Raw genomic sequence first — 23,132 nt, 5'->3', positions numbered from 1 at the left:
GTTGTTCTTAGAAGGGAACGATAGATGAAAAAAGTATTGACAAAGCTGGGAGTCCTGCTGCTCATATTTATCCTGGGTGTTATCGGATTCTCCAGTTTTATGAATAAGGAGACAACAGAGAACAAGATGGACATGGAGGAGGCGTCCCTTCCCGTGCTTTCCATGATGTACGAAGGCCAGGAGATGAACCGTATGTACGGTTACGCACAGGAAATGCAGGTGGATTTCATGAGAGACAGCCTGACTCCTGTGGGAACAGACAAGAAGATGACTGTCAGCATTCTGCCATACGACCATAAAATAAAAAACCTTGTCTATGAGGTCAGGACCTCGGACGGCAGCAAAGTGGTGGAAAATGCCAAGATCAAGAACTTTGAGGAGAACGGCAGTGCGCAGACTGCCACGTTTGCTCTGGAGAATTCCATTTTGATGAACCAGGAGTATACCCTGGTCTTTACCCTGAATACGGACAAGGGTTCCTGGCATTATTACACCAGGGTGATTCAGCGTACAGGTCTGAACGTTGACAAATACCTGGAGTTTGTGCAGAGTTTTTCCTCCAAAACCTTCAGCAAAGACAACGTGGGGGAGCTGAGGACGTATCTGGAGTCAGATGATACCGCTGTGAACAACAGCTTTACCAATGTGAACATCCACTCAAGCGCGGATATGGTCACCTGGGGAAGCCTTGCCCCAGCCATCAGCAGAAAGGGCGTTCCGACAATCAAGGATATCAACGAGACTACAGGAAGCCTGACCTTAACCTACTACATTACCGCAAAGGATGAGGAGGGATATGAGGAATACTATCAGGTGGATGAGTTCTACCGCATGCGGTATGGGGATACCAGAGTCATGCTTCTGGATTTTAATCGTTCTGCAAAGCAGATTTTTACGGGAAATGAAATGTCAGTGTCCTCAGGCAAGATCAATCTGGGTGTCACACCGAAGAATGTCCAGTTTGCAGCCAGCCAGGCGGGAAGTGTTCTGGCCTTTGTACAGCAGGGGGACTTGTGGTCCTACAATACCAGTACCAATAAGATGACGCAGATTTTCAGCTTCCGGGAAGGCCGGGACACGGATGACAGATACGATTACTCCATGCATGACTTTAAGATCGTGCGTGTGGAGGAGAACGGAGATATGGATTTTGTGTTCTATGGTTATATGAACCGGGGAGAACATGAGGGATACACCGGGGCCTGTGTATACCACTATTACAGTGAACAGAATGTGCTGGAAGAAAAATTTTTCCTTCCGACCACCAAATCTTATGAATTTATGAAGCGGGATGTGGAAATCCTTTCTTATGTGAGCACGGATGATCTGCTGTACCTCATGCTGGACAACAGCCTGTATCAGATCAATATGCAGGACAAGACATACAAGGTTGTAAAGGAAGAGATCGCGGAGAATTGTTTTGTGGCGTCCAATACCAACCGGCATGTGGCGTGGATGGAGGAAATGGACCCGCTGCAGACCATGAACATTATCTTTATGGACCTGGAGACCGGAGAGCAGAAGCGCATTACCGCGGATGAGGGTACAAAGATAAGGGCCTTCGGCTTCATCAATGAGGACCTGGTCTACGGCGTAGCCAGAGACGGGGATATTGTGGTGGATGCCACAGGAAGTCTGCGCTATGCCATGCATGAAGTAAAGATCCAGAAATTCTCAGGCAAGCTTGTGAAGGATTACCAGCAGGACGGCGTATATATTATGGATGTGGATATCCAGCAGGGACTTCTGGAGCTGAAGCAGGCGCAGTGGAATGTGGACCGGTATACAGAGATCCCAAGTGAGCACATTATGAACAATGTGAAGAATGCGGAGGATGAAGTGATCTCCATTGCCACCGCCACAACCGTGCGGCAGGCAAATATCACAAGACTGATCTTCTCTGAGGACAGCAGGAACAAGAATCCCCTCAGGATGGAGACAAAGCTCATGGTGAATGAGAACGATACCGTGCTGAACATGGATATAAAGGAAAAAGCGCTGGACGGATATTTTGTCTATGCAAAAGGCAGCCTGGCGGGTATCTACAGCAGCCCGGCCCAGGCCATCAGAGCAGCGGATGAAATGATGGGGGTAGTCTTAAACCGTAACCAGCAGTATGTGTGGGAGAGAGGAAACCAGAAGACAAAGGTGACCCTGAACCTGGATGACATACCGGAAGGCTTCCGGTCAGCCTCCCTTGACACTGCCGCCCTGCAGGAGAGTCTTGGGGATACGGGGACTGTGCTGAACTTAACGGGATGTACACTGGAAGAGGTACTCTATCAGGTGAGCGCTCAGAGGCCGGTGATCGTATCACTGGGGGAAAATGACAACAGGGTCATTGTAGGATATGACGGTTATAACACCCTGCTGTATGATCCGGCAAGCGGTGAGACAAAGTATATGGGGCTTGATGACAGCACCAAAGCCTTTGAAGCGGCAGGAAATGTATTTATCAGCTATATTGAGACACTGCCGGAATAAGCGGCAGTGCCCGGCAGGGAATAAGAATGGAAGGCAGGACAACTTATGGATGAGAGAATCAGGAAACTGGCATACGGGCTTGTGAATCACTCCTGCGATGTGCAGAAGGGAGATAAGGTCTATATCCATTACACAGGATATTCCACCACAGAGCTGGCAAAGCAGCTTATCCGGGAGGTATATCAGGCAGGGGGAGTTCCCTTCCCGCATTTTACCGACCCCAGAGTGCAGAGGGAAATGCTTCTTCACTGTACCAGGGAGCAGGTTGAACTTATGGCCAGGGTGGACAGAGAAGAGATGGAGGCCATGGACTGTTATATCGGCGTGAGAGGCGCGGACAACATTACAGAACTGTCCGATGTTCCGGCGGAGAATATGGCTGTCTATGATAAATATTATAACACCCCGGTACACCATGAGGTGAGGGTGGCTAAGACAAGATGGGTAGTCCTCCGCTACCCCAATGATGCCATGGCACAGTTGTCCGGCACCAGCACAGAAGCTTTTGAGGATTTTTATTTCGATGTATGCACCCTGGATTACCGGAAAATGGGTAAGGCCATGGAGAGCCTGGTGGAGTACATGCAGCGCACAGACCGGGTCAGGATCACAGCGCCCGGCACGGATCTGACTTTTTCCATCAAGGATATTCCCGTGGTTCCCTGCAGCGGTGAGAGCAATATCCCGGACGGTGAAGTGTTCACAGCTCCGGTCCGGGATTCCGTCAATGGAACCATACGCTACAATGCGGCGTCCTCCTACCAGGGATTCGTATTTGAGAATGTAACCCTTACCTTTGAGAACGGAAAGATCGTGAAGGCGGAGGCCAACGACACGGAGAGGATCAACGGAATTTTTGATATGGATGAGGGAGCCCGTTATGTGGGGGAATTTGCCATAGGGGTGAATCCCTATATCCTGCACCCCATGAAGGACATCCTGTTTGATGAAAAGATTCAGGGCTCCATTCATTTTACTCCGGGAAGCTGTTATGATGATGCCTGGAACGGAAATGTATCGGCTATCCACTGGGATCTGGTACTGATCCAGAGACCGGAGTACGGCGGCGGAGAGATCTATTTTGACGATGTGCTCATACGGAAAGACGGGCGCTTCGTGGTTCCTGAACTGGAAGTGCTGAATCCGGAAAACCTTCAGTAGGGAATGATGAAGAAAAAGTTTCTTATACCGGTCCTGATGATGGCAGCCCTGTTTCTGATCGCAGGCTGCGGCAGCAAAGAGCAGATGGTGCTGTCTTTTATCAACATTGGAAAAGGAGATGCTTTCCTGATCCGGGTGCCCGGAGGCGGATATTATATGTGCGATACGGGAAAAAAAGAGGACTATGCAGTCATGGACCGTTTCCTGGAAATGAAGAAGGTGGAGCATCTTGACGGGATTTTTCTCTCCCACGGACATAAGGACCATGCGGGCGGGCTGAAGCTGATACTAAAGAAGTATCCCACAGATAAAATCTATCTCTCTGGAAAAGATGACATGACCTATAAAAAAACAGATGTGGAGCAGACCGCCGCGGAATATCAGACAGAGATTGTAAAGATGCAGGGCGGTGAAGTGCTGGAACTTGGAGGGGCCAGGGTACAGGTATGGATTCCTCCGGACAAGGACCCGGAAAATGAGAACAACAACTCCATGGTGGCGCGCTGGTCCTTGAAAGATACCTCATTTCTTATGACAGGGGACATGGAAAAAGGGGAAGAGAAGCAGTTCCTGGAATCCTTTCGGGACTGCAGGGCAGATGTCCTGAAGCTGGGGCATCATGGAGAAAAGGACGCTACATCCAAATCTCTTTTAAATGCCGTTATGCCTGCCTATGGGATCATAACAGGAAATGAGGAAGAAAATCCGGATTCCGTGAACAGTAAAACTGCCCGGCGGCTTAAGAAATATGGGATAAAGGCATATTACTCGGAAGGGGAACAGATTGCCTGGGATTTCATCGCGGACGGTACATCAGTGAAAGCAGTCAGGATTATGGACAACAGTGCCGGTGCCCGCAACGGGAACGCTGCGGCAGACGAAAAAGAGGAAGAGTGACCGCACTCTTCCTCTTTTTGTATATTAAAGTTTATGCATATAATAAAACTTCAGGCAGACACCGAGAAGGATCTGGCATAAGCCGGCGGCTAAAAGGGTATAGAAAATAATGATATTGTAATACCCTCCGAAGATGCCTGCAAAAATCATAACTATGGATGTTATGAGCAGAGCCGGCATCCCGGCCTTGGAGCGTATGAGAACCATCCGTTCATCGGTTTCCCTGTTGTAGGATTCCCGCAGACTTCGCTCGTCACGGAGAAGTTTGCGGTATTTTATTAGCATGAACAGAGATAAAATGGCAAGGCCCATCAGGAAGCCGGACTGGAAGTCAATGATACTGCTTACATCAGCGGGGATTTTTCCCCTGTCATCCATAATACGCTGGCATATGGACAGGACAGCGTTTAAGAGAATCACAGAGCCAAACAGGGCGATCCTGATTCTTAATGTCTTTTTATATTTTTCCATAATCTTTACTCCTCCTTATTTATCAGCGGCTTCCACATCTGAAAAGTCAAAAACTTCTTCAATGGTCAGGCCGAAGTAATGTGCTATTTTATAGGCCAGGACCAGGGAGGCGGTATATTTGCCCACCTCGATGGATGTGATAGTCTGTCTTGTGGTTCCGACTGCGAAGGCAAGCTCTTCCTGGGAGAGTTTGCGGGCTTTCCGCAGTTCACGTATCTTGGTCTCCAATTTCTGTATCAGCTCCTTTGTCTGGAATGCATAACGTGTGTACAGTCAGCGCAGGGGCGCGCAAAACGGATGGAATTGCTTTTGCATAGTTAACTTTGCAATTTTAGTATAGCTTGCTTTGCATAAAATGTCAAGTGGACTTTGCAAAAAAGATGAATAATATTTTTTGCGGTAAAATGCAACAAAAAGGTGCAAAGGGAACACTAATATTTATATAATAAAAGGGAACAACCGGCATGAGGGATGCCGTGTACGGATAAGAAGGAACATAGGAAAGAGAAAGAGAAAGAGAAAGAGAGGTGGCGGCATGACGGACTGTAAGCAGTTGGCGTATGAGGCAAGGCAGGGAAGCAAAGAAGCGTTTGCCGAGTTATATCAGGCAGTTTACCAGGATTTGTACCGTTTTGCGTTATATGTACTTAAGAACCCGGAGGATGCCCAGGATGCGGTGGCCGAGACAGTGGCAGATGCCTATGCGGAGATCAAGAAGCTGAGGGACAGTGAGGCCTTTAAGGGCTGGATCTTTAAGATCCTGTCAAACAAATGCAAACGGAAATTGAAGGAGTATACCAGGAAGACGGAGCCGCTGTACGAACAGGAGGGGAGCGTGCGGGGAGATTTGGACCGGGACATGCAGGTGCGGGAGGCATTTTTCTCCCTCAGCGATGAGGAGCGGTTCATTGTGGCCATGCAGGTCTTCGGAGGGTATAAGAGTAAGGAGATCGGCCTTATCCTACATAAAAACCACAATACCGTGCGCTCAAGGCTTAACAGAGCGCTGAAGAAGATGGAAGAGATATTACAGTGAGAAGGGAGGCGAAGAATATGAAGGATGAGAATTTCAATGACAATCAGATGCAGGACGAGAATAACCGGCATGAAATCATACAGAAGATCAGGGAGTCTGCGGACAAGGAGAAAATCCCCGAGAGCCTGAACCCTGAGAACCTGGACCGCTTGCTGGAGCAGGGGAAAAACTCGAAGGGCAGAAACGGGAAATGGAGAGATGCCGCCGCGGACTTTGCGTTCCGTTACCGGAAGACTGCCGGGGTGGCCGCAGCCTGCGTGATCCTGGTGGTCGCCGCGGTAAACCTTATGCCCCTTATGAATCTGAACTACAGAAGCGAGAACAAAGCGGATAGTGCCCAGTCCATGGATACTTCTTCTGAGGCAGCGAAACAAGATACCGGGGCAGAAGACAGCGCTGCTTCCGGCGGGGATATGGGAGCAGAACCAAAAGACTCCAAAGATATGGCAAAAGCAGATGAGGCGGCTCCGGAGAAGAAATCAGAGGACAAAGAGACGGCAGAGGGATATATTGCCGGGAGCAGCTACGAAGAGCTGTATGAACAAATATATACGGAGACAGAAAATGCCAGGAAGGAATGGGAGCAGAAGCGGATGGCGGACACCGGAGGTTATGTGGAAGAGTCTGGCGGCAGCAGTGCTTCAAAAAATGATGCAGCAGCAAGTACGGAGGCGGCTGTCGCGGAGGATACCGCAGGCACTGCAGCGGGCTACGCAGCAGGCGGGGAGACGGATTTTTCTTCCACCAACGTCCGCACAGAAGGCGTGGACGAGGGGGATATTGTGAAGACGGACGGCTCCTATATCTATACACTGACCGGTTCCGGTACCCTTCGCATTGTATCTGCCGATGGGGGCAGTATGTCAGTCGCAGGCCAGACATCACTGGATGACCTGACGGATTCCATACAGGAGATGTATGTGGACGGCAATACCCTCTGTGTAGTCACCAGCGGATATGATTCGGGCCTGGAATGGCAGGGGGATGAGACGTATATGGTGAACAGCAGGGATTTTATCCGTCTGTATACATATGATATCACGGATAAGAGCAAAATAACCCTGAAGGGCATGGTGGAGCAGGACGGAGGATATTATTCCACCAGAAAGGTGGGGAATTATGTGTATCTCCTCTCCCAGTTCTATCCTGTGTACAGAGAGGACGCGGAGGAAGCGCAGCCCAGGCTCTATGTGCCTTCCGTGAATAATGAACTTCTGGACAGCAGTGATGTGCTCTATCCGGCTGTGCCGCAGATGGAGAACGGACAATTGGTGATCTCCTCTGTGAACCTGGAGAAACCGGATAAGATACAGGAGAGCAAATCCCTGATCGGGGCATCCGGCAGGTGTTATGTGAGCAGGGAGAGCATTTACATTTTCGGGGAGGATTACAGGGGTGAGGAGATGCGGACACGGATCGTGCGGTTCTCCTATAAAGACGGTGAGATACAGGCAAGGGCAGCAGGCGAAGTGAACGGGAGTATTAACGATACATTTTCTATGGATGAATATGACGGCTATCTGAGGGTGGTGGCTACCAGATACAAGGACGGATGGTGGGGAGGCAGCATGAGCAACAGCCTGTATGTGCTGGATGATAAGCTGAAGATGACAGGCAAAGTGGAAGACCTGGCAAAAGGGGAGCAGATATATTCTGCCAGGTTTATGGGGAACACCGGCTACTTTGTCACATACCGGCAGATGGACCCCCTGTTTTCCGTTGACCTTTCAGACCCGGCAGATCCGAAGATCCTGGGTGAGCTGAAGATCACGGGATTCTCCGAATACCTGCACTTTTACGGGGAGAATAAGCTGCTGGGAATCGGCTGGGAGACGGACCCGGATACAGGAGAACGGAAAGGGCTGAAGCTCTCCATGTTCGATATTTCCAATCCGGCAGACGTTAAAGAGATTGACAAGATGGTGCTGAAAAATGTGGATTTCTGCCAGGCTATGGAGGACTACAGGTCAATTCTCATTGACCCTGAAGAGAATATTCTGGGGTTCAGTGCGGGAGTATATGACAGAAATTACTATGAACTGCAGGGATATTACGGAGTCTTCACCTATAATCCGGAGCAGGGATTCCAGAAGCTTTTGTATCAGAGCATAAGCAAATGGATGGATAGTTCCGGGGACGAACTGGCGTGTGTGCGCGGTATTTATATCGGCAATACATTCTACCTGTGCGGCAGCAGCGGAATCAGTGCTTTTGACCGGGAAAAAGAGTACGAAAACTGCGGAAATCTGGAGTGGTAGAGCGCCAAATACCCCTTGCATAGCAGGAAACAATGAGATATACTAATGTGGAGTGGATAAAAAATCCACTCCGCTTTTTATAAATTGATACTTTACGGTCACCGGACCGGCAAATAAAGGAGAATAAATATGCAGCTTACAACAGTAAAAGAAATTTACAGGGACAAAGAGCAGTACCTGGACAAACAGGTGACTGTGGGCGGATGGGTAAGAAGTGTCCGCGATTCCAAGACATTCGGCTTTATTGTACTCCATGACGGAAGCTTTTTCGAGACACTTCAGGTAGTTTACCATGACAGTATGGATAATTTCCAGGATATCAGCAAGTTAAATGTAGGCGCTGCCATTATCGTAAAAGGTACCCTGGTTGCAACACCCCAGGCTAAGCAGCCTTTTGAGATCCAGGCAGAGGAGATCACTGTGGAAGGGGATTCCGCTGCAGACTATCCGCTGCAGAAAAAGCGCCACTCCATGGAATATCTGCGCACCATTTCCCATCTGCGTCCGAGAACCAATACCTTCCAGGCAGTGTTCCGTGTGCGCTCCATGATCGCGTATGCCATTCATCAGTTCTTCCAGGAGAGGGGCTTTGTCTATGTGCACACCCCATTGATCACAGGCAGCGACTGTGAAGGTGCCGGTGAAATGTTCCGCGTCACCACTCTGGATATGGAAAACCTTCCGAGAACCCCGGAGGGAAAAGTGGATTACAGCAAGGATTTCTTCAAAAAAGAGACCAGCCTGACAGTAAGCGGTCAGCTCAACGGTGAGACCTATGCCCAGGCATTCCGCAATATTTATACATTCGGACCTACCTTCCGCGCGGAGAATTCCAACACCACACGCCATGCGGCAGAATTCTGGATGATCGAGCCGGAGATGGCATTTGCTGACCTGGATGACAACATGGCACTGGCTGAGTCCATGCTGAAATATATCATCCAGTATGTGCTTGAGAATGCTCCCGAGGAGATGGCGTTTTTCAACTCTTTTATCGACAAAGGACTGCTGGACCGCCTGAAACATGTACTGAACTCTGAATTCGGACATGTTACCTATACAGAGGCAATTGAAATCCTGGAGAAGGTCAATGACAAGTTTGAGTACAAAGTGTTCTGGGGCTGTGATCTGCAGACCGAGCATGAGCGTTATCTGACAGAGCAGGTGTACAAACGCCCTGTATTTGTTACAGATTACCCGAAGGAGATCAAAGCCTTCTATATGAAACAGAACGATGACAACAAGACAGTGGCAGCTATGGACTGCCTGGTTCCCGGCATCGGTGAGATCATCGGCGGAAGCCAGAGGGAGGATTCCTATGACAAGCTGAAAGCCCGCATGGCGGAACTGAACCTGAATGAGGCGGATTATGACTTCTATCTGGACCTGCGCAAATACGGTTCCACCCGTCATTCCGGATTCGGCCTGGGATTTGAGCGCTGCGTTATGTATCTGACAGGTATGCAGAACATCCGTGACGTCCTTCCGTTCCCGAGAACTGTAAACAACTGTGATTTATAAAAAGGAGAACCCATGAAATTTTTTCATGCCGCTGACATACATCTGGGCGCAGAACCTGACAAAGGTTTTCCCTGGAGTAAAGAAAGAGGCCGTGAGATATGGGACAGTTTCCGAAGATTGATAAGACAGGTCGGCGAAGAAAAAGCCGGCCTGTTTCTGATTGCAGGGGACTTGTTTCACAGACAGCCTCTGATGAAAGAATTAAAGGAAGTAAATTATCTGTTTTCAACGATACCGGATACCAAGGTGGTACTGATAGCGGGAAACCATGACTATCTGAAGCGGGAATCCTGTTATCGGCGCTTTTCGTGGGCAGAGAATGTGTTCTGTCTGTGGGGAGAGCAGGAGCCATGCGTGGAATTTCCGGATCTTGGGGCTGCGGTTTACGGGATAAGTTATGACAGGAAAGAGATCACTGACCCCTTATATCACCATATCAGGCCCCAGAGACGCCAGCCCCTGGAAATCCTGCTGGCACATGGGGGGGACAGGACACATATACCCTTTGACAGATCCGTACTGGAACGGTCCGGATTTTCTTACATTGCCCTGGGGCATATACACAAACCGGAGGTTCTGGCAAAGGATAAAATAGCCTATGCCGGGGCATTGGAACCCATAGATAAAAACGATCTGGGACCCCATGGCTATATAAAAGGCGTATATGGAAACGGGGGGATCAGAATAGAATTCGTCCCCACAGCCGTCCGTTCTTATATCCCTCTGCCTGTAAAGGTAAAGGAGAGTACCACACAGTTTTCTCTTGAACAGGCACTGGTCAGACTCATGGAGGAGAAGGGCAGGAACAACCTGTACCGGATTCTGATAAAGGGCGAACACGCCATGGGCACAGAGTTTGATATAGAACGGATCATGAAGCTGGGAAATGTGCGTGAGGCAGTGGACCAAAGCCATACCGTCTATGACAGGGAATCTCTTATGCGCCAGTACCGCGGCAGCCTGATCGAATCCTATGTAAAGCGGTTTGACGGCAGGGAGCTTTCAGCCACGGAAGAGAAGGCCTTTGTGTATGGCATGGAGGCTCTGATGGCATCAAGGGAGGAATAGTGTTCTATGATCATCCGTGAACTTATTTTAAAAAATTTCGGCAGATTCCGGAACCGTTCCATACGGCTGGAGGAAGGCATCAATATTATATACGGGGAAAATGAAAGCGGGAAGAGTACGCTCCACGCGTTTATCCAGGGCATGTTATTCGGCCTCAGAAAAATGAGGGGCCGGGCAGCCAGGACAGACGTCTACACCCGCTATACCCCCTGGGACAATCCATCCTGGTATGAAGGAAGTCTGCGCTTTTCCTGCGGCGGCAAAGAATTCAGGCTGGAGCGGGATTTCAGGAGAGGGGAAGAGGGGGCAAAACTGGTCTGCGAAAGCGACGGGGAACTTTTGTCTGTAAAGGACGGTGACCTGGAGATGCTGCTGGGCGGCATAAGTGAAGCTGTATACGAAAATACAGTATCCATAGGACAGATGAAGAGCCGTACCGGGGACGCCCTGCTTCTGGAACTGCGGAATTATCTGAGCAGCTATCAGGAGAGCGGTGACGGAAAGCTGAATCTTGACAGGGCGCTTTTGCTTCTGAAGGAGAAAAAGAAAGAGTGGCAGAGCCGTATGCAGATAAGGGAACAGCAGCAGGAAGCAGAGGAGAAGAAGATAAAGTTTGAAATCGCTTATCTGGAGCGGGAGACAGAAGAACTGCAGCAAAAGCTTTTGGAGGAGCAAAAGCGGGAGAAGGCAGGAGAGGAAGAACTGAGGCGGGAAGAACAGAGACAGGAAGAGCTGAGGCGGGAACAACAGAGACGGGAAGAAGCGAGACGAAAAGAACTGCATCAGGAAAACATGCCGGGAACAGGAGGAACACTGAACTGGAAAAAGGTGATTCCGGCACTCCTTGTGGGCGATGTTATTGTCTGGGGAATCCTTTTCTTTACTGCCGGGTGGAAAGCGGCATGTATATCCGCTGTATGTATACTCATAGCGGAGTTCCTGTTCATGGCATATACCTCAACTGCCTTAAAGAAATCAGGGAAAAAAGAGGAAACAAAACATGCCGGACAGTTCATACTGGACAATACTTCCGGCAGTCTTCCGAAAAGAAAGATCATCGGTGACAGTATCCGCCTGCTTACAGCCCAGATACTGGAAAAAAGGACCAGGTTGTCCAATCTGCAGGAAGAACTCTCAGAGCTTCAGATGACAGGAATCGCTGACCGGCCGGAGATGGAGGAGATACGCAGCTTAGAACTTGCGGCAGAGACCATACAGAGTCTGTCCGTATCCGCACAGGAGTCTGTGGGGGAAGCTTTGAAGAACCGCATCTCAGATATTTTCTGCACCATGACCGGAGGAAAATATAAGAAGGTATCCATAGATGAGGAGCTGAAGATCGACTTGTTTACAGAAGAGCGCCATGTGCCTCTTTTTATGGCAAGCCAGGGAACCATAGAACAGGTATATCTGGCTCTGCGCATTGCTGTGGGAGATATCTTCTGCTGTGAGGAGACTATGCCGCTTCTGCTCGATGAGGTATTTGCCATGTACGATGAAGAGCGCATGAAAGAGACGCTTGGATGGCTGTACAAAGAGAAAGAACAGGTCATTATTTTTACCTGTAACAGAAGGGAGACAGAGGTTCTGAAAAGAGCAGGCATCCCCTTTCATATGGTACATCTGCAGCCATAAAGAAGGAAAATTTTGCAAAAATAAGTAAAAAATTTACCATATTTTAAATTTGATTGGAACTAATTGACTTATTTTCAAGACAATTCTATAATCAAGAAAAGATACCGAAAGCTATGAAGACAAAGGAGAAGTGTATGGAGAGAAAAGGAATTCCCTTTCGGCAGATACATCTTGATTTTCACACATCCCCTATGATCGGGGAAATCGGGGCAGAGTTTGACGCAGAGGAATTTGCGGAAACCTTAAAAAAAGCCCATGTCAATTCCATCAATCTTTTTACAAAATGCCACCATGGAATGTTTTATTATCCCACAGCGATAGGTACCATGCATCCGGGGCTGACATTCGATTTATTCGGCGCCCAGATGCAGGCGTGCCGGGAGCATGATATCCGGGCACTGGCCTACACCTGCGTGTCATGGAACGAGGACTGGGCTGCCAGGCACCCGGAATGGCTCATGGTGAATGCGGAGGGGATATGGGGGAATAAAAAGCCCTTTGACAGTTCTTATTATTCCTGGAAATGTATCTGCTATAACAACAAAGATTACCAGGAAATTTTAAAGGCAGAAATGAAAGAGGTATACGACCGGTATCATCCGGACGGATTCTGGATCGATATTGTACAGGGAAGGGGATGTGTATGTACCACCTGTTCCCGTGACATGAGAGCGCTGGGACTTGATCCTGAAAACGCAAAAGACGTGCGCCGTTTTGACAAGATATCGGAGACACGCTTTTGTGAGGTGTTTTACCGTTATTTAAAATCCCTGGACGGGAAGCTTGAAATATATTTCAACTCATTTCCCTATGAGCTGGATGACGGTTCTGACAAGCAGTGTTCATCCATTGAAAAAAGAAAATATTTTGATTTTCTGGATATTGAGTCTCTTCCGAGTGAACAGTGGGGGTATACGCATTTTCCTGTGGCAGCAAATTATCTGAACAAATATGAGAAAGACATCTGCATGATGAACGGGAAGTTTCACACTGCGTGGGGAGACTTTGGTTCTCTGCGCCATGAAAACGCCCTGGAATATGAATGCTTCCGTGCCATTGCCAACGGGGCAAGGGTATGTGTGGGCGATCAGATGCATCCCTGCGGAAAGCTGGATCCTACGGTGTATGAACGGATCGGCAGAATCTTTGGGCAGATAGAACGTATGGAGCCGTGGCTGTACGGTACTGCAAAAGTCAGGGAGATCGCCGTACTGATCCCAACCAGGGCGGGGACAGAAGACCCCTCTTTGGGAGGAATGACTGAGGAGGGCGTATATCGTGTGCTCTCAGAACTGCATCTTCCCTTTGATTTTGTCAATAAGGAGGATTCCCTTGAGGACTACAGGCTCCTGATTTTGCCGGACCACGCCGAGCTTGACGGGCAGTATGCAGAAACGATAGAGGCATTTGTAAAACGGGGAGGAAAACTTCTGGTATCCGGCACATCAGGGTTAGAGGACGGCAGATCCATAATATCGGGTATGCCTTTGGAACATTTGGGCAGAAGCGGGTACGATGTGCGCTACCTGAGGATGAAGGACAGCGGGATATTCCCAAAAGTCCCGGAGACGGACCATGTCCTGTATGAAGCCGGGGAGCAGGTAAGCGGAGACGGTACTGTGCTGGCAGAGATCATAAATCCATACTTTTCCCGTACATACGAACACTTTTGTTCACACAGACAGACACCGCCCAAAAGAGAGAGCGATGGGGAACCGGCTATTCTGGAGACGGCGTCAGGGATCTATATGGCATTTCCTGTTTTCCGTATGTATACGGACAGTGGTTATACAGTCTACAGGGATCTGGCAGAGGGGTGCATCCGGCGTCTTCTGGAAAGGCCGCTGATTGAGACAGACCTGCCCGCCATAACAGAGCTGAGCCTCCGGTGCCAGGGAAATGATCTTATTCTGCATATGCTGAATTACGTGGTGACAGGCAAAGCGAAAATGCTGGATACCATAGAAGAAAAGTATATGGTAAAAGACAAAACTGTCAGGATCAGAACCGGGCACAGCCCGGCAGGTGTAATAAGGCTGCCGTCATGTGAGGCGGTACAGTTTCATTATGAGGACGGCTATACAGAGATTAAAATGGACTGCTTGAGCGGATACGAGGCATTTTTAATTAAACAATAACAGGGAAACAGCGTTTTGTGTTGCACAGTGTGAAGTCATCCTTTGGTATAAGGTGATTTTTACGGGCTTCACCAAACGCTGTTTTGTTTTCATAATGGAAATATTTAACAGGAGGCAGATATGAGAGGGGCAGAAAGATTTTCATACAGGAATTTAAAGCTAAACATGAAGATATTACTCATATATTTTATCGTACTTGCAGTGTTCATCCTGTTTTCTTTCTGGCTGTATAACGATTATACATGGAATATTTCAAAAAATAAAGCCAGAGAGTATACAGAACAGGTGCTGTCTGTGCAGGAGTCCTCCATTGAAAATACGATCAACAGTCTGAATAATATTTCGAGGATCATCATTGCTAACTCGTCGGTACAGAACTTTCTGAAGTCTGTGGATGAGAGTTATACAGTGCAGTCAAAAGAAGTATTCTCCCAGATCATGACTTATATGGATATATATCCGGTAGCAAAATCCATAACCATCTATGACCGTTATCAGAACAGATATGGCATCAACAACAATAAGAAGAATACCTTTGAGGGGACAGATATCTTCAGCCAGGAGTGGTTTGATGAGGTCGAAGCACTGAAAGGCGGGTTCAAGCTTATAGCCAATCTATATTACTATAATGAATACCCGGGGGAGTCCGTAATATCCCTTGTGAGGATCATCAATGATATAGAGACGCAGAAACCCATCGGTGTACTGGTGCTGGATATTCTGGAGCGCCAGTTTTTGGGAGGACAGACAAAGCCCTATGATAATATCCCCTTTCTGATCCTGGACGCTGACGATCATATCATTATATCAAGCGCGGAACGGACAGAACTTCCCCGGGAAATCCTTGATTATAACGGAAGTGAAGAGATCCATTCTGTATTAGAACTGACCAGGGGCGGGGAGTACGTCTATTCCGGCTCTAATATGGAGAAATACGGATGGAAGATAGTGAATACAGCCTCCCTGCAGAATGTCGAGGCAGAGAGTAAGACTGCAAAATCCACAATCCTTATTATGAGTGTGTTCTGTTCCCTTATTTTTATAGCAGCATCCTTTTTCATTTCACGGTCAATCACCCATCCGGTCCAGAAACTGATAAAATCCATGAATAAGGTAAAAATGGGCAGTCTCAAAAAAGTGGATCTGGATACAGGCAAAGATGAGATCGGAATCCTGAAGGACAAATATAATGAGATGATAGAGGAGATAGATTCTCTTATCAAACGGGGTATCCAGACAGAGAAGGACAAGAGAACGTACGAACTCAGCGTCCTGTATGAACAGATAAAACCTCATTTTTTGTATAATACACTGGATACGATCGGATATCTCGTGCTGTCCGGCGATAAGGAGCGGGCCTATACGGCAATTGAAAATCTGGGGAGTTATTATCACGGCAGCCTGAGCCATGGTTCCACGGTTGTCACAGTGGAAGAAGAGATAAAGATCGTGACAGACTACCTGGAACTGCAGAGGCTGAGATATGGGGATATATTTGACTACAGAACAGAGATCCAGCCCGAGCTCAGGAAGAAAAAGGTGCTGAAACTGATTCTGCAGCCAATCGTGGAGAATTCTCTCTACCATGGAATCCGGCCCGGGGGAATGAAAGGGAGCATCTATATTAAAGTCTGCAGAGTGGATGAGGAGATGCATTTGATCGTGGAGGACACAGGTGTGGGAATGGAGCCGGAGAAGGTGGAAGAACTCTACTCCGGTGACAAACAGGAGAAGAGCTTCGGGCTGTGCGGGACTATGGAAAGAATCCGCATTTATTATTCCTATGATGACTGCTGTGAAATAAAGAGCATCAGGGGGATGGGGACTGTAATCACATTTAAGCTGCCCCTGCAGTTATGCGGGGAGAGCCAGGGGGATTTGAAATGAATGAACAGAAGATTAAAGTTATGATTGTAGACGATGAGGCGAATACCCGCAATCTGCTGAGAATCTGCCTGGATTGGGCGGCGATTGGCTGTGAGATCGCCTGGGAGGCGGAGAGCGGACAGGAGGCGCTGGATTTACTGGGGGAGAACGAAGCGGATATTCTTATCACGGATATTAAAATGCCTTTTATGGATGGGCTGGAGCTGTCCCGCCGGGTGGCTGAGGAGTATCCGGATATTAAGATCATTATGCTGACCGCATATGAGATATTTGAGTATGCCAGAGAGGGCATCCGCATGGGGGTGGCGGATTACATTGTGAAACCTGTCAGAAGGGAAGCGCTGAGACAGAGCGTATGCAAGGTAAGGGACAGCATTCTGGAGAAAAGAAATCTTCTGAAGGCACAGCAGGAATATCAGGAGAAGGTGGACGAGTGCATGGAAGAAATCTGTCTGGCTGTGAAGGCGGGAGAGGAGGAGCAGGCATATCGCTATATAAACAGGATGTTTGAATGCTATCAGGGGAATTCTCCGCTGGAGATCAACGCGGCCAGGATGGATACGGTAAATTGTATCACCCGGTTAATGCGCCTGATCTGTGATTATGGTTTTGATGTATCCCAGTTTTTTCAAACGAACAGCGTACCCTTTAAGTATGTGATAAGAATGGAAGAGAAGGAGCAGATGCGGAATTATCTGCTGAATTTTACCGGCTATATTATTGCAGGATGTACAAACAGAAGGGAACTGCCGGAAAATCATGTGATCCGCCAGGTGTGCAGGGACTTGGAGGATAACTACAGGGACAGCGGAATCACACTGGCCGGGATGGCTAAAAAATATTATGTAAACTCAAGCTTTCTATGCCGGCTCTTCAAACAGGAGACGGGAGTAAATTTTTCCAATTATTTAATGCGCATCCGAATCGACAGGGCAACAGAGCTTTTAAAGGAGGGACATTATAAGATATATGAGATCGCGGAGCTGGTGGGCATACCGGATGCCAATTATTTTTCCAAGTGTTTTAAGAAGATCACAGGGGTTTCCGTGCGCGATTATCAGGAATCCATATAGTAAGTATTTTCCTTGTTTCGGTAAATTTTCTCTCTCTACATTTTTGAGGGCAGATGATAGGATAAGACTATAAAACCCGGCCGGTTAAAAATGAGATGAGAGAGGTACGGAATATGAAGAAAAGATGGAAAAAGGTGTTATGCTTTACCACGGCTGCAGCGATGGCATTGACAGCAGCAGGATGCGGAGGGGGAAGCAGCGAGGAGAAAAAAGAGGATACAAAGACCACAGCCAGCCAGGACAAGAGCCAGGACAAAGAGGAGAAGGTGCAGCTTACAGTCTGGTCGCTATACGGAACGAATCCTGATGATAAGTCAGCAGTTGCGTTCCAGGAATCCATTAAGGAGATCATGGAGGAAGACCCGACCCTGGATATACAGCTTGACTACGCAGAAAATGAGGCATATAAGACAAAGATCAAGGCAGCCGTGGCAGCCAATGAAGCCCCTGATATTTACGGCACATGGGGCGGCGGCTTTACCAAGCCCTTTGTGGAGGCGGATAAGGTACTTCAGATTGATGAATATATGACAGAGGATATTAAAGGACAGCTTCTTCCCGGGGTTCTGGATTACTTTACTTTTGATGATAAGCTTTACGGACTTCCGACTAAGATGTCGACCTGCCATCTGTTCATAAATAAGAAGATCATGGAAGAGAACAATGTGGAGATCCCCACAACCTATTCGGAACTGCTGGAAGCCTGCAAAACCTTAAGGGAAAATGGTGTGACGCCCATCTCTCTGGGGGCAAAAGACAGATGGGCCATCGGCAAGGTGTTTGATATGATGGGAGTCCGCGCATGCGGAATTGAGAATGTAACAAAGATTCTTTCGGGAGAGAGTACCTTTACAGACCCTGATTTTGAAAATGCGGCAAAGAAATTTGAGGAGATGTCAAAAGCCGGAGCTTTTACAGAGAACGCAGTGGCTATCAGCAACGATGAAGCGCTTGCGGATTTTACGCTTGGAAAAGCAGCCATGTTCTATAACGGTTCCTGGTCCTGCGGTTTCATTAACGGGGAATCCTCAACCGTAAAAGATGACGTGATCACCATACCGTTTCCTGTTATGGAGGACGGCAAGGGTACGGTGAATGAGTATGTCGGCGGCGCATCGGACGGTTTTGTCATCAATAAGGAGACAAAATATCCGGAAAAAGCATTTGAAGTGCTTCAGAAAATTTCCTATAAAATGTCTCTGAAATCCTACCAGGCGAGTCTTGACATGCCGGTTTGGGATGTAAAGGACCAGGTGGATGAAAGTAAGATAGATCCGCTGTTTAAGACCATCGCAGAGGACGCGCAGAATGCTACAGGATATATCGCATGGTGGGATACATTCTTTGAGGGCAGTGCAGCCCAGGATTACCTCTATGCTCTGATCGATTTATCCATGGGAGATATCTCTGCTGAGGAATTCTGTGAGAAGATGGATACCCTGAATTAACCGAATGGAGGGGTTATATGAACCGGTTGCTGAAAAATAAACAGGCTATATTTCTGTTTATGCTGCCTGTGGTGATACTTTTTCTGATGATCGTAGCTGCGCCGGTATTCCTGTCAGGGTATTACAGCCTGTTGGAATGGGATGGAATGGGAAAGCAGGAGTTTGTAGGGCTTGCCAATTATGTAAGGCTGTTTACGGACCAGAGCGATAAATTTTTACTGGCCCTGCGCAACAGTCTGATCATAGCAGTCCTGTCACTGCTGATCCAGCTTCCCGCCGGAATGGCATTTGCGCTGCTGTTGTCAGGGGGTATAAAGGGAGAACGGGCATACATTACCATTTTCTTTATTCCTGTCATAATTTCCGGTGTGGCAATCGGGCAGCTTTGGGGGAAGATCTACCATCCTGATTACGGACTGCTGAATACCCTTTTAAGGGGGATCGGGCTGGACGGGCTTACAAGGGCATGGCTGGGAGACAAAAAAACAGTCCTGGGGGCAGTTATCGTGCCTATTATCTGGCAGTACATAGGGTATTATATGCTGTTATTTTACTCTTCCATAAAGTCCGTATCCGCGGATATTTTCGATGCTGCGAAAATAGACGGTGCGTCAAGGGTCAAGACAGCTTTCTGTGTGACCATTCCGCTTGTGAAGCCTATGATACGAACCTGTATCATCTTTTCTCTGGTGGGGTCATTTAAAACCTTTGATATGGTCTATGTCCTGACAGAGGGCGGCCCTGCCCATGCCAGCGAAGTTCCTACAACATTGATGGTATGGACAATTTTCAAACGGAACCAGTATGGTTACGGAAGCGCTATGGCGGTCATCATTGTACTTATATGCTTCTTTCTGTATATTGGGGTTCAAAAGCTTTTCAGGGCAGAGGAGGAATAAAGGGTGAAAAGGATAAGAAAGAATAAGCCGTTGATTCAGATCCTGCTGATCGTATGGGCATTGATCCAGCTTTTTCCTCTCTACTGGCTGTTTGCGTTTTCCCTGAAGAGCAATGAGGAGATATTTGGGGCAAATGTCATAGGGCTGCCGAAGGAATTTATATGGGAAAACTATCAGGTAGCCATAGTCGGCGCCAACATCGGAAGATTTTTCCTAAACAGTGTGATCGTTGTGGGAGCCAGTATTCTGATCACCAGCGCAGTTTCCCTGTTTGCTTCCTATGCCTTAAACAGAATGAGATGGAAGATGAGCAGGACCGTGTATGCGGTACTTATGCTTGGGCTTATGATTCCCATGCATGCCGCACTGCTGCCCGTTATGCTGATGCTGAAAAATTTTCATCTTCTGGGGGGATATGTGTCCCTGATCCTGCCCTATACCGCCTTTGCCGTTCCCATGACTATACTGATCTTTTCAGGTTTTATCTCGGGGATACCGGGAGAATTGGAGGAGTCGGCCTGTATAGACGGATGTAACATCTACCAGATGGTCATCAGGATCATTTTTCCGCTTATGAAACCGGCTGTTGCTACAGCCAGCATCTTTACTTTTATGAATACATGGAATGAGCTGATGTTTGCCACAACCTTTGTCAATTCCACGGAGTTTAAGACGCTGACAGCAGGTATCCAGACACTGGCAGGGCAGTACAATACAAAATGGGGGCCTATCGGGGCAGCGCTTGTGTTGGCCACATTTCCAACTATTTTTCTGTATGTACTGCTGTCAAAAGAGGTGCAGAAGAGTCTGATAGTAGGAGCAGTCAAGGGATAAAGAGAACAGGGATGGAAACCGCATCTTGCGGCCCCATCCCTGTTTCTTTTTATGCTTCTTTGTTTTCCAGTTGTTTTTTATGCTTTACCATCAGCTTATTGATCCTCTCAACCGGATTCAGCAGCTTGCTGATAGAGGCATCGTGGTTCAGAGTATCAATGAGCAGGGCAATGTATTTGCTCATATCGCAGTTTACATAATATTCCTTCTGCAGAAGCTCATCGGGCTGGTACACCAGATTGGTGGTGAGCAGTCTGTCAAAATCACCTCTCTCGAAGGCTTTGTCGAATTTTTCCATTCCGTTTGTGAAGAGTCCGAAGGTGGAGCACATGAAAATCTTACCTGCCCCTTTACTCTTCAGAAGTGCGGCAACTTCCAGCATGCTGTCGCCGGAGGAGATCATGTCATCAATAATGATCATATTCTTGCCCGCAACATCGGTTCCCAGAAACTCATGGGCAACGATAGGATTGCGGCCGTCAATGATAGTGGAGTAATCACGGCGTTTGTAGAACATACCCATATCCACGCCCAGTACGTTGGCCAGATAGATGGCACGTCCGGTACCGCCGGCATCGGGGCTGATCACCATGGTGTTGTCACTGGTTATCTCAAGGTCAGGTTCTGCCTTGAAAAGACCTTTGATAAACTGGTAGGACGGCTGTACCGTCTCAAAGCCGTGCAGAGGGATGGAATTCTGCACGCGGGGGTCATGGGCATCAAAGGTAATGATATTGTCCACACCCATGTTCACTAACTCCTGCAGAGCAATGGCACAGTCCAGGGATTCCCTGCCTGAGCGCTTGTGCTGGCGGCTCTCGTAGAGAAAGGGCATAATGACATTGATACGTCTGGCCTTTCCGCCGATGGCAGCAATGACGCGCTTGAGGTCCTGGAAGTGGTCATCCGGTGACATGTGGTTTGTGTGGCCGCAGAGGGAATAGGTGAGGCTGTGGTTGCACACATCCACCATGACATAGATATCATCGCCGCGTACGGACTCGCCCAGAATGCCCTTTGCCTCTCCGCTTCCAAAGCGGGGGGTCTGTGCTTTGACCAGGTAAGAGTCCCGTTCATAGCCTTCAAACTCCAGGTTCTTTTGCTCCTGATGTTCACGGTCCCTGCGCCATTTTACAATGTAGTCATCGACCCTGGAGCCCAGTTTTTCACAGCTTTTCAGCGGTATGATGCCAAGGCGGCCTACGGGAAGGGAATCTAAGGGAGTTGCATCTTTTGGTGACATGTTTTACTTTCCTCCTAAAAGTTTTTTTTGGATTCTTATATCGTTTCCGACCAGCTTCAGCATGGTGTAATTGCTGGAAATCCTGGAGAAGATACGCTCGGAATATGTCTCCAGAAAATCATCCATGGCAAGGTTGGTGGAAATGATAGTAGATTTATGGTTCATGATGCGTTCATTGATGCAGCAGAAAAGCTGGCTTGCCACGAAATTATTGGTAAGCTCGGTTCCCAGATCGTCAATGATGAGCAGGTCGCAGTCATAGATGAACCCGGCCACATCAGAGGCGGCTGCATCCTTCTGGAAGGTATTCTTCGCCAACAGGTCGAAGAGGTCAAAGGATGAAAAATACAGCACAAAATACGCCCTGTCAATGAGTTCCTTGGCAATACAGTGGGAGAGGTAGGTCTTTCCCACACCTGTGTCGCCGTAGAAAAACAGGCCGCACGGATGCTCCTGAAAACGGTCAATAAAATCCCAGGCCTTATCCACTGCGTCCTGAGCCGTCTCCAGTGCACTGAGGCCGGTGGCAGGGTTGGTGATGTCCTGAGGATAATATTCAAAGGAAAAGTTCTCAAAGTTCTCTGTTTCAAGTATTTCCCTGATATTGGACTGTATATACAGTAAATCTACAGCGGCTTTCTTAAAACAGGAACATTTCTGATTCTCTACATAGCCGGTGTCCTTACAGAACGGGCAGTCATACTTCAGTTCCAGATAGTCAGGCGGATAGCCGTGGATCTGCAGAAGGGCGGTCCGCTCTTCGGACAGCTCCGCAATGGCGGCGGAGAGGTCAAAGTCATCCTTGGGTGAGGGGAGCAGCAGAGCCCTTGCCTTTTTCAGACTCAGGGATGCGATCTCTCCGTCGATTTCCTGGAGACGTGGAATCTTATCATAAGCCTGCCGGATGTGTTCATCCTGCTCATGCTTGTGATTCAGTTGTTTCTCATTGTATGCGCGCATCAGCGCATCGTATTGGAAATTATTCAGCGACACAGTACTCTCCTTAATTGCGTTCCGTTGTGTAACTGTTCAGTATTCTTACAGACAGCGCAGTAAATGCGCAGACCTGCCTGCTGAAT

General features: G+C 48.2%; 18 protein-coding genes. 14 read left to right on the top strand and 4 right to left on the bottom strand.

What is annotated here, in order from left to right:
- The first annotated feature begins 24 nt into the window (after window positions 1-24).
- From V8Q34_RS25255 to V8Q34_RS25245, 3 genes are read left to right on the top strand one after another with little or no spacing between them, the layout of a single operon-like run.
- Window positions 25-2,484: a hypothetical protein gene (locus V8Q34_RS25255; protein WP_335836549.1), complete on the top strand. Its 2,460-nt coding sequence runs from the start codon at window positions 25-27 to the stop codon at window positions 2,482-2,484.
- A 45-nt stretch (window positions 2,485-2,529) separates the two neighbouring features.
- Window positions 2,530-3,645: an aminopeptidase gene (locus V8Q34_RS25250; protein ID WP_054353106.1), complete on the top strand. Its 1,116-nt coding sequence runs from the start codon at window positions 2,530-2,532 to the stop codon at window positions 3,643-3,645.
- Between the two features lie 6 nt (window positions 3,646-3,651).
- Window positions 3,652-4,542, top strand: a complete 891-nt coding sequence (locus tag V8Q34_RS25245) for a ComEC/Rec2 family competence protein (RefSeq protein WP_335836548.1) — start codon at window positions 3,652-3,654, stop codon at window positions 4,540-4,542.
- 24 nt (window positions 4,543-4,566) lie between these two features.
- Here V8Q34_RS25245 and V8Q34_RS25240 read toward each other — a convergent pair whose 3' ends face one another.
- Complete coding sequence (locus tag V8Q34_RS25240; protein ID WP_033142000.1) at window positions 4,567-5,013, bottom strand: hypothetical protein; 447 nt, start codon at window positions 5,011-5,013, stop codon at window positions 4,567-4,569.
- 15 nt (window positions 5,014-5,028) lie between these two features.
- Entirely contained in the window at window positions 5,029-5,241 is a 213-nt protein-coding gene (locus tag V8Q34_RS25235; protein WP_033142001.1) for a helix-turn-helix transcriptional regulator, read from the bottom strand.
- Between the two features lie 307 nt (window positions 5,242-5,548).
- Here V8Q34_RS25235 and V8Q34_RS25230 point away from each other — a divergent pair, with 307 nt between their 5' ends.
- The 11 genes from V8Q34_RS25230 to V8Q34_RS25180 all read left to right on the top strand — a co-directional run bounded on the left by V8Q34_RS25230 (window position 5,549) and on the right by V8Q34_RS25180 (window position 20,810).
- Window positions 5,549-6,049, top strand: a complete 501-nt coding sequence (locus V8Q34_RS25230) for an RNA polymerase sigma factor (RefSeq protein ID WP_335836547.1) — start codon at window positions 5,549-5,551, stop codon at window positions 6,047-6,049.
- A 17-nt stretch (window positions 6,050-6,066) separates the two neighbouring features.
- On the top strand, window positions 6,067-8,307 hold the full coding sequence (locus V8Q34_RS25225; protein ID WP_335836546.1) for a beta-propeller domain-containing protein: 2,241 nt from the start codon (window positions 6,067-6,069) through the stop codon (window positions 8,305-8,307).
- A gap of 129 nt (window positions 8,308-8,436) precedes the next feature.
- The gene (asnS, locus tag V8Q34_RS25220) at window positions 8,437-9,828 is read left to right on the top strand and encodes an asparagine--tRNA ligase (protein WP_033142003.1); all 1,392 of its coding nucleotides are present in this window, start codon (window positions 8,437-8,439) and stop codon (window positions 9,826-9,828) included.
- Window positions 9,829-9,840: 12 nt separating this feature from the next.
- On the top strand, window positions 9,841-10,896 hold the full coding sequence (locus V8Q34_RS25215) for a metallophosphoesterase family protein (RefSeq protein WP_335836545.1): 1,056 nt from the start codon (window positions 9,841-9,843) through the stop codon (window positions 10,894-10,896).
- 6 nt (window positions 10,897-10,902) lie between these two features.
- Window positions 10,903-12,531 (top strand): ATP-binding protein, encoded by a 1,629-nt coding sequence (locus tag V8Q34_RS25210; RefSeq protein WP_335836544.1) that lies wholly within the window; start codon window positions 10,903-10,905, stop codon window positions 12,529-12,531.
- Window positions 12,532-12,665: 134 nt separating this feature from the next.
- Window positions 12,666-14,669 carry an alpha-amylase family protein gene (locus V8Q34_RS25205; protein ID WP_335836543.1) on the top strand — a complete coding sequence of 668 codons (2,004 nt, stop codon included), beginning with the start codon at window positions 12,666-12,668 and terminating at the stop codon, window positions 14,667-14,669.
- Window positions 14,670-14,789: 120 nt separating this feature from the next.
- A complete protein-coding gene (locus V8Q34_RS25200) occupies window positions 14,790-16,556 on the top strand; it encodes a sensor histidine kinase (protein WP_335836542.1) in 1,767 nt (588 codons plus the stop codon).
- Entirely contained in the window at window positions 16,553-17,629 is a 1,077-nt protein-coding gene (locus V8Q34_RS25195) for a response regulator transcription factor (RefSeq protein WP_033142008.1), read from the top strand. Before V8Q34_RS25200 ends, V8Q34_RS25195 begins: the two co-directional genes overlap by 4 nt.
- 113 nt (window positions 17,630-17,742) lie before the next feature.
- Window positions 17,743-19,077 (top strand): extracellular solute-binding protein, encoded by a 1,335-nt coding sequence (locus V8Q34_RS25190; protein ID WP_335836541.1) that lies wholly within the window; start codon window positions 17,743-17,745, stop codon window positions 19,075-19,077.
- A 17-nt stretch (window positions 19,078-19,094) separates the two neighbouring features.
- Window positions 19,095-19,976: a carbohydrate ABC transporter permease gene (locus tag V8Q34_RS25185; RefSeq protein ID WP_033142009.1), complete on the top strand. Its 882-nt coding sequence runs from the start codon at window positions 19,095-19,097 to the stop codon at window positions 19,974-19,976.
- Between the two features lie 3 nt (window positions 19,977-19,979).
- Entirely contained in the window at window positions 19,980-20,810 is an 831-nt protein-coding gene (locus V8Q34_RS25180; protein ID WP_033142010.1) for a carbohydrate ABC transporter permease, read from the top strand.
- Window positions 20,811-20,859: 49 nt separating this feature from the next.
- On the opposite strand, the gene V8Q34_RS25175 is transcribed toward V8Q34_RS25180, so the two are convergent.
- Entirely contained in the window at window positions 20,860-22,053 is a 1,194-nt protein-coding gene (locus V8Q34_RS25175; RefSeq protein WP_033142011.1) for a ribose-phosphate pyrophosphokinase, read from the bottom strand.
- Between the two features lie 3 nt (window positions 22,054-22,056).
- On the bottom strand, window positions 22,057-23,046 hold the full coding sequence (locus V8Q34_RS25170; RefSeq protein ID WP_054353095.1) for an ATP-binding protein: 990 nt from the start codon (window positions 23,044-23,046) through the stop codon (window positions 22,057-22,059).
- Window positions 23,047-23,132 lie beyond the last annotated feature (86 nt).

The sequence above is a fragment of the Blautia sp. JLR.GB0024 genome (assembly GCF_037000545.1).
GTDB classification, from domain to species: Bacteria; Bacillota; Clostridia; order Lachnospirales; family Lachnospiraceae; genus Blautia; species Blautia celeris.
This window is presented reverse-complemented; position numbering and strand designations above follow the sequence as displayed.